A 12,309-nucleotide genomic window follows, 5' to 3' on the forward strand; every position below is an offset into this window, starting at 1 on the left:
CGAACAAAATAAAATATTAATGAAAACCTATAAAACTAAAAACAGCACCAAAAACGTTTTTGATGCTGTTTAATTTATTTAAATTTGTCTAATAATCTGTATCGATTATTTAGGACTAGTCATCTGTTAAAAAAAACGTTGACAATACTATTATCCCTTAATCCAATTTAAGATTTCTGGATCATTAGGCAAAGTTCTTGGCGCAATTATTTTTACCAATTCTCCTTTTTCGTTCAAAAGATATTTTTGAAAATTCCAACTTACTTCGCTGTCTTGCAAACCATTTTTGGATTTTTGGGTCAAAAATTGGTAAACAGAACACATATCATTTCCTTTAACAGAAACTTTGTCCATCATTGGGAAAGTAACTCCGTAATTCAGTTGACAAAAAGTAGCAATTTCTTCGTTGGTTCCAGGTTCTTGACCAGCAAAATTATTGGCTGGAAAACCAATAATTACAAACCCTTTTGAAGCATATTCTTTGTACAAAGCTTCTAATTCTTTGTATTGTGGTGTTAATCCACATTTAGAAGCGGTATTGACAATCATTACTTTCTTGCCTTTTAGAGTGGCAAAATCAAATGTTTTTCCTGATAAATCTTCGACTTTAAACTGATAAATGTTTTGTTTTTCCATAACTACATTGTCTTTTGTTGGTTTGTTTTGTCCCTGACAACTCCAGATGAGAAACAGACCTAAGGAATACATTAATAGATTTTTCATTGGTATGATTTTTTGAGATAAAAGTAATTAAAATGAGATTGCAATAGCTAAAACAATTCCTAAATATTTTATAATTTTAATCGGAATGCCATTAAAAAATATTCATTTAAGACATATATTTTACAAAAAAAGCTTCCCATTGTACTTATAATAGGAAGCTTTTTTGCTTGGTTGAAAAGAACTATTTTTTAGCAGTTTTCCTGTAATACTTTCTATATTTTGGATAGGTAATAATTCCAAATAATGAAATCGTTCCTAGAGAATACCATATCCAATTTAACGAATGCGCTTCGCCACTGGCGTAAGAATGCAAACCTACCAAGTGGAAATTTACTCCAAAATAGGTGAATAATATAGATATAAAAGCAAAAATACTCATCAAATTAAAAATCCATTTCCCTCTTAATGCTGGAACAAAACGGGCATGAATCACAAAAGCATAGACCATTATACTAATCAAAGCCCAAGTTTCTTTAGGGTCCCATCCCCAATAACGTCCCCAACTTTCGTTGGCCCATTGACCGCCAAGAAAATTTCCGATGGTCAACATAATCAATCCTATGGTGAGTGCCATTTCGTTGATGTATGATATTTCATTGATATTTAGAAGCATTTTGTCTTTATTCTTTTCAGTGGTAAACAAAATCAACAGCAATGAAACCACTCCTAGAATCATTCCCAAGGCAAATGGTCCGTAACTTGCCACGATTATCGCCACGTGAATCATTAACCAATAAGAATTTAATACAGGTTGCAAATTGCCAATTTCAGGATCAATCCAGTTCATATAAGCAGCCGTCAAAATCATGGCTGTGACAAAAGCAGATGAAGCCACTGTTAGTTTCGATTTGCGGTCAAAAGCCAAACCAAAAAACATGGTCGCCCAAGCAACATAAATGATGGATTCATAAGCGTTACTCCAAGGTGCATGACCAGAAATGTACCAACGAGCAATTAAAGCAAAAGTATGTAAGGCAAAAAGTAACCCAACAATAATGTGCATTGTATTAATAGCATAATCGAGAAATTTTCTTTCTTTAAATATTTTTAAAATGGTGAAAAGAAGCATCAATATTGCGGCATACATATACCAATAAGGCAACTTTTGAAAAATATCATATTTGTTATACAAGATTTCCGAACTAATTTTTTGGTCGGATGGCAATACTTTGCTACCGTATTTTTTTTGGAATCCATTGATACTTTCTAGCAGCCCATCGGCTTTTTTATAATCGTTAGAAACAGATGCTTCTTCTAAAGCGGTAAAATACATTTGAAGAATATTTTGAGTATAAGTTGCAGCCATTCCTTTCATACCAGAATTTATCAATTCGGGATAGGAAACCCATTTATTATTAGGATCGTTTGGAATTGGAAAAATTTTCAAAATACTACCGCTCAGTGCAGATTCCATTAAGTTTACTTTCTTATCCGTTTCGATAAAATCTTTTTCAAATTGGTTTGGATTTGCTGCTTTGTATGCTGCATCTAAATAAGGTGATAATTTATAATTTCCCTTATTGTCAAAAAAGTCAATAAACGAAGCGAACGGCTTTTCGGCATCAATTCCAATAATCTTACGAATACTGTCGTTTCCGGCTTTGATATAAATCAAAGGAACTTGAATCCAAATGTTTCCGCCTTGAGTCATAGACAAAAAGACTTGGTCGGAATTCATTCCTTTGTAGTCATTTTTATGACTTACTTTTCGCAATAATTCAGAGGAGAAAGTGTTTATAGGTTTCATTCTACCGCCTGCATCCTGAACAACTAATCTTCCAAATTTGGCAGCGTGATCCTCAGTAACTTTGCGTTTTTCGATGATAGAATCTAACTGTTTTTCAGATAAAAATTGAGCATTATTATGGTTTTGAGCAAAAGCTCCAAAACTCAAAAACAGCAACAATAAGGGTAGCAAATTAGCCTTTTTAGTTTTCACCACTTCTAGTTTTCGTTTTAAATCGGCAAAGCGAGAATGTTTGGTAAACATAATGGCCATTAAAGCAAAATACAACATAAAATAACCAATATAAGTAATCATAGTTCCCCAATAATCGTGGCTTACTGATAAAACAGTTCCCATTTCATCGGGGTCGAATGAGGATTGAAAAAAGCGATAGCCTTCATAATCTAAAATGTTATTCATAAAGATTCGAGCATCAAAACTTTCACTTTTATTTGTAACGGTAACTTGGCTTTCGAACGAAGAAAAACTTCTTTCGGTTCCAGGATATTTTTGGGCAATAAAATCATTCAATTTAATACTAAAAGGCAAATTATAGACTTTGTTTCCATAAGTAAAAGTATAATCAATCTTCCCTATTTTCACAGATTTGGATTGTCCAACAAGTCCTTTTGTACCGATTAATGTTATTGTTTTTTCTTGACCTTCGGCTTTTAATTTTAGAGTAAGGGCATCGTTGTGTTCTTTAGCCTTATAATCATTTTTTGAATCGTAACCAATAGTTCCTTTGATAGCTGGTTCTGGAAAAACCACTCTCATATCGCCAATAGAATACAAAGAACGCATCATTAAAGGCTGAACAATATCTTTGGCAACTTTGCCTTGTAGTTTGTCGGCCATTCGCATAAACTCGCCTTCAAATGGAGTTTGAATAGTTGCTTCACTACCGTTTAAAGTAATATTTATGGCTCCTTTTGTTGGTTTATTTAAAGCAAAAAGTGTGTTGTGAATGTTTTGAACTTCGCCTTCTTTCAAGAAATGTTCTTCGCGACCACTTTGGCCTGCTTCAACCAGTTTAAAATACAAACTTCCTTTTGGATCGGGTTTAATCACCTCTTTGGCTCCTAAAATGAAATTTTCGTAATTGACTTCGAATGGAATGTCGGCAAAATCACCTGAAATAGAAAAATTATTATTGGTTACGGGCGAAAGTAGTAATGGTTTTTCAAAAACCCGGCGTTTCATACCTCCCTGATACTCACCATCGACAAAAACAGTAAGGTACATTTTATCGGAATAGAATATATTTTCGGTATTCCCTTCACGAATAGGCATTATTCCTTCATAACTGATATAACGAGTAATAAAAGCTCCAGCTATAATAAAAATAAAAGATAAATGAAGCATCAGTGTAGCCCATTTTTCTTTTCTTAGTAGTTTATATCGTTTGATGTTACCAATGAAATTGATCATAAAAACCAACATAATTCCTTCGAACCACCAGGCATTATAAATCCAAATTCGGGCTGTATCGGTGTTGTATTTGCTTTCGATGAAAGTTCCTATTCCCATTGCAAGTGCAAAAGTCAAGAAAAGTATTGCCATTAATCGTGTTGAAAACAAAATAGAAAGAATTTTTTTATCCATCTGTAAGAAATTACGTTTTATAAAAGGTACTACAAAAGTACTTATAATTGTTGAATTTTCTCTTCCCTAGATTGTTAATTTAATCAAAATTTAAGCTAAGAATGAGTTTCATTTCTTAAATTTAATTTTCAGTTATCTGGCTAGCAAAAGTTACTGTAGGATTAATTGTTTTACAGATTCAATTTCATTAACGAGGGAATAAAAAAGGGAATAAAAATAACTATTAAAATTATTTTTATTCCCCTTTAAAATTTTAGATACAGTTATAAATATCAAATTTTCCCATAATACATTGCTTTTACAATTCCGTCTGAAAGACCAATTTTAGGCACATAAATATTTCTGGCACCACTCCATTTCATTGCATTAAGATAGATTTGTGTTGCAGGAATAATTACGTCAGAACGGTCAGGATTCAAACTCAGTTCAGAAATTCTTTGTTCGTATGTCAATGAATTCAAGAATGTATATTGTGAGTTCAAGTAAATATAAGACATAGGTTTGTCTTGCAATTTTCCCGACATTTTAAATAATTTATTGATGTTTCCACCAGAACCTATAAGGGTTACTTCGTCATAATCTTTGGTATTGGCTTTAATCCATTTTTCCATTTCTTGCCAAACAATATCAGAAACCATTCTATTCAAAAACCGAACTGTACCCGCTTTGAAGGATTTAGAAACGACAATTTTTCCATTAGAAAATAGTGAAAATTCGGTGCTACCACCACCAACATCTACATACAAATAGGTTTTGTCAGATTTTAAGATATGATGTAAATCAGTTGATGCGATGATTACAGCTTCTTTTTTTCCGTCGATTATTTCGATTTCAATTCCCGATTTTTCTTTAATGATTTCAACAACTTCTTGTCCGTTATAAGCTTCTCGCATTGCCGAAGTGGCTAAGGCTAAATATTTTTCTACTTTATGCACTTTCATCAAAAGACCAAAAGCTTTCATAGCATCGATCATTCTAAGAATATTCTCTTCTGAAATTTCGCCCACAGTAAAGGAATCTTGACCTAAACGAATTGGCACACGAACTAAGGAGTTTTTGTTAAATTGCGCTTCTTTGCCCTCTTGTTCAACGATATAGGTAATTAACAAACGCATGGCATTTGACCCAATGTCAATGGCTGCATATTTTTTAATTTTGAGGGTTTCCTCTTGGTTTGGTTTAATGGCTGATGTATTTGTCATCAATTTTATGATATTATTTTGGAATTACTTCCGATTGACTATTTTCGTGTATTGGTTCAACTTTACTTAGATGATAGTTATAGGTTTCGAATTGTGCTCTAAAAACGGGTTCGTTTTCATTTCGAATTCTATACTTATTATCTAAATCTTCTGAATGATATCTGGCTTTTACATTTCCTTTCCAACCAATATCAAATATTTCTATCAATTCTTTTTTAATTTTTTCATCATAAATAGGACAAGTGACTTCAACTCTTGCGTCGAGATTTCTAGTCATAAAATCGGCCGAAGAAATATAAACTTCGGGATCTCCTTCATTACCAAAAATATAAATTCTTGAATGTTCAAGATAATTATCAACGATACTTATGGCTTCAATATTGTCGCTCATTCCAGGAAACCCAGGTATTAATGAACAAATTCCTCTTACTTCGAGTTGGATTTTTACTCCTGCATTACTAGCATCATATAATTTATCTATCATTTCAAAATCAGACAAACTATTCATTTTCAGTTTCATATAGGCTATTTTCCCGTTTAATGCATTGGCAATTTCTCTGTCAATCATTTTAATAAAACGCGAACGGGTGTAATGTGGTGAAACGATAAGATGTTTGTATCTATAAAGACGGTAATTGATTTCAAAAAATTCGAAAATCTTAGAAGCATCTTTAAGTATTTGCTGATGACTTGTAAAAAGAGTTACATCAGTATATACTTTGGCGGTTTGCTCATTGAAATTTCCTGTTGAAATAAAACCGTATCGGCGTATTGAATTGTCTTCAATTCGTTCGATAACGCATACTTTGCTATGTACTTTTAGTCCTTTTATACCAAAAATTAGATTTATACCTTCTGTTTGCATTTGTTCGGCATAAGAAATATTGGATGCTTCGTCAAAACGCGCTTGTAATTCTATTTGAACTGTAACTTTTTTACCATTTTTGGCAGCATTTATAAGCGAACTTATAATTTGGGAATTTTTGGCCAAACGATATAAAGTAATTTTGATAGATGTTACTTTTGGATCTAAAGCAGCTTCGCGCAAAAACTTGGTCAGAAATGAAAAGGACTGATAAGGTGCGTGAATTAAATAATCTTTTTTACTTATTTTCTCTAAAATGCTTCCCTCAAGGCTTAATCCTGGAACTGGCAATGGATTATTAGTTTTATAAAGTAAATCATACCTGCCAAGGCTTGGAAATTTCATATAATCACGGCGATTATGGTATTTTCCTCCAGGAATAATACTATCAGACGAAATAATATGCATTTTTCCTAGTATAAAATTCAAGGTATCCTCTTCGATTAATTCGTCATGAATAAAACGAACTGGCTCACCTATTCTTCTATCTTTGACACTCGAAGCAATTTTTTCGAGCATACTTTTACTCAAATCACTATCCATTTCCAACTGGGCGTCGCGAGTGATTTTTATCATATGTGCCGAAACACTTTCGTAATCAAAAATATTAAATATTCGTCCTAAATTGTGTCGTATAACATCGTCAATAAGAATAACATATTGTTTTTCATCTTTAGAAGGCAAAACCACAAACCGATTGATTGTATTAGGGATTTCGATCATTGCATAATGCACTTCTGAATTCTTCTTCATTACCAATTTTACAGCTAAATATCCTACTGAATCTTTTAATACAGGGAATTCGGCCAAATCGTTCAATATAATAGTAATCAATTCAGGGCTAAGACTTTGTATAAAATAATCTTTCAAAAATATTTCTTGCTCGGCCGAAATATGGTTTTCATCAATAATAAAAATATTTTCGGTTTCGAGTTGACCTTCAATACTATTTAAAATTTTTAAACTTTCTGTTTGTTGTTGAATTACAATTTCGGTAATTTCTTTCAATAATTGATGAGCTGTAATACCTCCAAAGAGATTTTTGCCCGATATTCCCGAGATGCTCAAACGTCTTATGGCTGCAAAACGCACTCTAAAAAATTCGTCTAAATTATTAGAAAAAATACCTAAAAAACGCAATCGTTCTAATAATGGTACCGAATCGTCTGCGGCTTCCTGTAGCACTCTTGCGTTAAAATTTAACCAACTTTTCTCTCTTTCTATATACCTGTATTTATGCACTCTATTTATTTTAAATTCTTAGGAAATATTGTTTTAATTGTTTTGCCATTCTTAATCTTATCCCAATTTTCGGCTTCAAATTGGATCCATACTAGCCCAGCTGTAGGAACATTATCTATATAAATATTTCCAAATTTATTAACAAAATTTGTAATTGCATCATTATGCCCAAAAAGAATAACATTTTCATGTTCATTACTAATTGATTTTATATTCTTTTCCAATCTATTTTCATCAAAAGTATAAAGTTCCTCTCTAAAAATGATGCTTTCTGAAGGATATAAAATAGTATTGGAAAAAATGAATGCAGTTTCCTGAGCCCTTTTTGCTGTACTACAATGAATTACAAATGTAGAAGGGATAGATTTTAGCAAATTAGTTGCAACTAAATGCGCATCAGAGATTCCACGTTGTATAATTGGCCTGTCGATATCGTTTAATGGCATTTCCCAAGAGGATTTTGCGTGTCGAATAAGTATTAAATTTTTCATAATTGCATAATTTTCTGTAAAAAATAATTTCAAAATAAATACAAATTTAAGGATTTACAAATTATACTTTTTTGATGAATAACCACTGTATTTTGATTGATAATTTAGTTAAATAATTAAAAATACTACTTGTTAATTAAAGCTATATGATTCCATTTTAAGGCCTAAGAAAAAAACTCATAATTTTAGTTTAAAAAAATATATATTTTTGTAATACTAAACCCATTAAAACAGGCTGATTTGCACTTAAACGTCTTTTTTTAGCATTTTATCGATGTTTTTTGTCGAACTTATTAAAAAATAAATTAAGTTTGATGTAAGAAAACAAAATAAACATATAGTCAAGACTACATTATATATAAAATAATAGTGAAATTTTCATAAATCTGCTGAAAAACAAATAGATTTTTAAAAAAAATCAAATAGACAGCAAAAAAAAAAGATTTAGACGAAAAACAAGGACGTTTCAACGAGTATTTAGGTCATTGACAGAAAAAAAGCATCTAATAAAAATATCGTATTTAATTTAGCATGAACAAAATGCGTTTTCGAATTTTATTAAAAAAAAACATCTGAAATTGCATAAAAATAAACATAAATAACACTCACATAAAATAAAGCATTATGAAAAAAAATACTTTAAATTTAATTGTTAACCCCAATAACAATTTTATTTTATTTCAGACCCCACTCTATTTAAACTTAAAAAGAGTTTTGCTTTTTGTAATTGCATTTTATAGCGTATCTATTTCTGCGCAAGTTAGTCCAGCATTTTCAGTAAAGGAATTGAAACTATTCATTTCTGACATGAAATTGACTGAAAAAAACTCAAACTTATCCTTTTCGAATGCACAAAATGTTGAAAACTTGGTGTACACAATTCAACCTTCTATTTATTTATATTCAGGGAATTTAAAGACTTACGGAGAAAAACCAACTAAACTTTATACCGATATTTCTTCTCTAAATGGAATAAACAATCCGAATTTATTGAATAATAATATTGAAATTGTTGAAATTAAGATTGACAATTTGAGCAATTTGAATTCAAAAATTGATTTGTCAGTATTTTCAAATTTCGAAAAATTAAAATACATCTATATTCTATCTAGAGTATCTATTACTGAACAAAATATCTCTTCGATGATTCTTAACTATGACGAAAAATACAGTATTTTCTATAAAGTTGATAAAGGAGAATAATTTATACCACTGACAAATAAACACAATCATTATGAAGCTTATATACTTTAAAAAGATAAAAAATCGTTTTCATTTCTTAGTTGTATTAATTGCAATCTTTATTGGAAATGTAACTACTGCTGATGCTCAGGTTAAAAAAGCATTTACACAAAGAACTTCACAATATACTCCTACGAAAAAGATTTATAATGTGAAAGGTGATTTTACTATGTTGGGAAATACAAATTTGACCCCTCAAAATTACTCACCAACTACAAACAACAATAATCAAAACATGCAATATGTTGATATTGACGGTGATTCAAACACAATGAATTCATCTTCATCAACATTAGTATTATCTACTGAAAATGGGGCTATACCTGATTGTTCAAAAATCATTTATGCAGGTTTGTATTGGACTGGAAAATCATCTGCTAACCAAACTTTTAGTGTTAGTAAACAAATTCCAAATGGAACTACTTCTATAAATAATAATTTAACTGTTGGAAATGGAAATAATATAACCAATACAAATTATTCGTTAGCTGTATCTAGAAATAATCCTAGCCCATCTGGAACAAATACAAGTCCCATTTATACATTCTCCGGTAATGGAAATACTTATGTTTTCAATTACACCAATGTTACAGGTGCTAGCCGAATAACATTATCAACAAATGGAGGTGCATTAGTAAATGTTCCTGTAACACTTGAAGTATCAGGAACAACTGAAACCGCTACATTAACTTCACCAATTCAAATCACTGATGGAACGGTTTTAATTAAAATTAATAAATTAATTAGAAGTACAGCTATTAATTTGAATACTACAAATACTAGAAATACTTCGACAGCATTGGTTAATGTATCAGGAACTATCCCTGCATTTACTACGCTAACAAAAACTTTTGATAAAAGAAAAATTTCATTAAAAGGACCAGGTCAAGCAAATTACACCCAATTTACTGCTGCAGCAACTGACATTTATTACCCTTCAGGAACTGATGATAATATTTATAGTGCTTACACAGAGGTAACAGATTATGTAAAAACAAATGGTATTGGCGAGTATTTTGTTGCTGATATTGCCTTATTAGAAGGTGATCCAGGAGGAACAGGTTATTCTGGTGGTTGGGGTATGGTTGTGATTTACGAAAACGCAAAAATGAAATATCGTGATATAACTGTTTTCGATGGTTATGCTTATGTTCAATCGACCAATACAACTGGTTTTATTTTACCAGTTTCAGGTTTCAACTCAGTTCAAACAGGGAATGTAGGGATGAAATTAGGATTAATGGCTAGTGAAGGTGATGTAAATTTTACTGGTGATAATTTCCAAGTTCAAAAAGTTAGTGATGGTAGTTATTTAAAATTAAATCATATTGGAGACCCTGCCTCTGCCGATAACTTTTTTAATTCATCTGTTGTTACAGGTGGAGCTTTTAGAAACCCCGATTTAATTAATAATACTGGTATTGATATTTGTATGATTGATGTTCCTAATGATGGGAATTCAGTAGTTACAAACAATCAAACATCCATAAATTTCAAGACTGCATCGAATGGAGATACTTACTCTATTTTTGGACTTGTTATGTCTGTAGATGCCTATATTCCAGTAGTTGATGCTATTATGTCACCCATATCAGTAAACGGAACTCCAACAGGCAATTCCTCTATTACTACATTACCTGGTGATATTTTGGAAGTTAAAATAGACATTAAAAATCAAGGAACTGAAGCTGTTAATAATGTTAAATTAGTAATTCCTATTCCATATACTGCTGAATTTGTAACAAATAGCCTTGTTAAACATATTTATTATTCTGCAAATCCATCGCCAAACAATTACTATTTTGATCCTACTTTAGGTCCAAAAGGTTCTATTGTTTTTGATTATGGTACATTACAATTACCTGCAAATCCAAATGACATTTTAGTTAATTTTTCATTTAAAGTTAAAATTACTGAAGATTGCTCTATACTCAAAAACTCTTTGTGTAATCAAAACACATCTATTTCTGGACTAATTAGCGGAATTGGTGCTATTACAGGAACTCCTTTTACTGAAAAACCTTTTTATATTGGTTATACTTCAAACGGAACTTGTCTTGGTGAACCAATATTAAATCCATTAATTATCAATATTAATTCAACGAATTATGTAAACACACACTGTGCGGATACTCCTAATTCTAGAGAATTTGTTTTTTGCACGGCTAATCCGACTATTCCTATTACTGATATCAGTAGTGGTTTTCCTCCTGGATCATTATTTTATAATGAATATCCAGTGACAGATTCATCTATACAATATGATATTTCAAACCCATTTCCTGCTACTCCAGGGTCTGTAAGTTATTATGCTATCCCTCCTGGAGCAACTTCAGGATGTTATTTCCCATTTAGCATTAAAGTAACCAATGTTAGTACAACGCCAATAACTACTACAGCAATTGAATATTGCCAAGGTACAACAGCATTGCCATTAACAGCAACAGCAACTAATCCAGGTTATGTACTTTATTACTATAACTCACTTAATGGAACAGCACAATTATCAATAACCCCATCAACTGCAAATGTAGGTAGTTCATCTTATTATGTAGCCGAAGCTGTTTCTGGGTCATGTATAGGTCCAAAGAAAGAAATTGTTGTAACTGTAAATGCATTGCCTGTATTGACCCTTGATAGTAAAACTGATGTTTTGTGCTATGGTACATCAACAGCAAGTATAAATATTACTACAACTGGAGGAGTTGCTCCCTATACTTACACTTGGACAAAAGATGGAAATCCATTTGCTGCAACTACTGAAGACTTAGTTAATATTGAAGCAGGAGTTTATGTACTAACCGTAAAAGATAGCAAGTCTTGTTCTTCAACACAACTAACAACTACTATAAACCAACCTGCTGCAGCTTTGTCTTTAGCTAGCTCTTCTAAAACAGATGCATCTTGCTTTGGAACTTCAACTGGATCTGTTACTGCTGGCGAGGTTACTGGTGCTGTGGGAACTGTGATATATTCTTGGAAAAATGCTAATAACGTTGAAGTGGGAACAACTGCTACAGTAAATGGACTTCCTATAGGAACTTATACCTTAACTGTAACCGACAACTGTACCACAAAAACCAATACTGCAACAATAGGACAACCAACTGCTCAAATAACATTGACTGCTACACCTACTCAAATTGTGTGTTTCGGTGGTAAAGGTTCTGTTGTATTGTCTTCTAATGGTGTGGCTCCGTTCACTTATGGTGG

At 31.7% G+C, this 12,309-nt stretch carries 7 protein-coding genes; 2 read left to right on the forward strand and 5 right to left on the reverse strand.

Annotated features, from left to right (window positions below; genetic code table 11):
• Window positions 1–150: 150 nt before the first annotated feature.
• From C3L50_RS16120 to C3L50_RS16140, 5 genes are all read right to left on the reverse strand, one after another.
• Window positions 151–723, reverse strand: a complete 573-nt coding sequence (locus tag C3L50_RS16120) for a glutathione peroxidase (protein ID WP_103807213.1) — start codon at window positions 721–723, stop codon at window positions 151–153.
• Between the two features lie 181 nt (window positions 724–904).
• The gene (gene ccsA / locus C3L50_RS16125; protein ID WP_103807214.1) at window positions 905–4,054 is read right to left on the reverse strand and encodes a cytochrome c biogenesis protein; all 3,150 of its coding nucleotides are present in this window, start codon (window positions 4,052–4,054) and stop codon (window positions 905–907) included.
• A 272-nt stretch (window positions 4,055–4,326) separates the two neighbouring features.
• The gene (locus C3L50_RS16130; RefSeq protein ID WP_103807215.1) at window positions 4,327–5,256 is read right to left on the reverse strand and encodes a Ppx/GppA phosphatase family protein; all 930 of its coding nucleotides are present in this window, start codon (window positions 5,254–5,256) and stop codon (window positions 4,327–4,329) included.
• A gap of 13 nt (window positions 5,257–5,269) precedes the next feature.
• On the reverse strand, window positions 5,270–7,363 hold the full coding sequence (gene ppk1, locus C3L50_RS16135) for a polyphosphate kinase 1 (RefSeq protein ID WP_103807216.1): 2,094 nt from the start codon (window positions 7,361–7,363) through the stop codon (window positions 5,270–5,272).
• A 5-nt stretch (window positions 7,364–7,368) separates the two neighbouring features.
• On the reverse strand, window positions 7,369–7,854 hold the full coding sequence (locus tag C3L50_RS16140; protein WP_103807217.1) for a SixA phosphatase family protein: 486 nt from the start codon (window positions 7,852–7,854) through the stop codon (window positions 7,369–7,371).
• A gap of 624 nt (window positions 7,855–8,478) precedes the next feature.
• Here C3L50_RS16140 and C3L50_RS16145 point away from each other — a divergent pair.
• Window positions 8,479–9,057 (forward strand): hypothetical protein, encoded by a 579-nt coding sequence (locus tag C3L50_RS16145; protein ID WP_103807218.1) that lies wholly within the window; start codon window positions 8,479–8,481, stop codon window positions 9,055–9,057.
• A gap of 31 nt (window positions 9,058–9,088) precedes the next feature.
• The coding region (locus C3L50_RS16150; RefSeq protein ID WP_103807219.1) for a SprB repeat-containing protein at window positions 9,089–12,309 on the forward strand (3,221 nt) is incomplete at its 3' end.

Origin of the sequence: Flavobacterium alvei (assembly GCF_002920895.1) — a bacterium.
GTDB lineage: Bacteria > Bacteroidota > Bacteroidia > Flavobacteriales > Flavobacteriaceae > Flavobacterium > Flavobacterium alvei.

What these genes read in the sequence shown, in the direction of transcription:
- C3L50_RS16120 (WP_103807213.1), bottom strand. Translation starts at nt 723, where the DNA reads ATGAAAAATCTATTAATGTATTCCTTAGGTCTGTTTCTCATCTGGAGT.
- ccsA (WP_103807214.1), bottom strand. Translation starts at nt 4,054, where the DNA reads ATGGATAAAAAAATTCTTTCTATTTTGTTTTCAACACGATTAATGGCA.
- C3L50_RS16130 (WP_103807215.1), bottom strand. Translation starts at nt 5,256, where the DNA reads ATGACAAATACATCAGCCATTAAACCAAACCAAGAGGAAACCCTCAAA.
- C3L50_RS16140 (WP_103807217.1), bottom strand. Translation starts at nt 7,854, where the DNA reads ATGAAAAATTTAATACTTATTCGACACGCAAAATCCTCTTGGGAAATG.
- C3L50_RS16145 (WP_103807218.1), top strand. Translation starts at nt 8,479, where the DNA reads ATGAAAAAAAATACTTTAAATTTAATTGTTAACCCCAATAACAATTTT.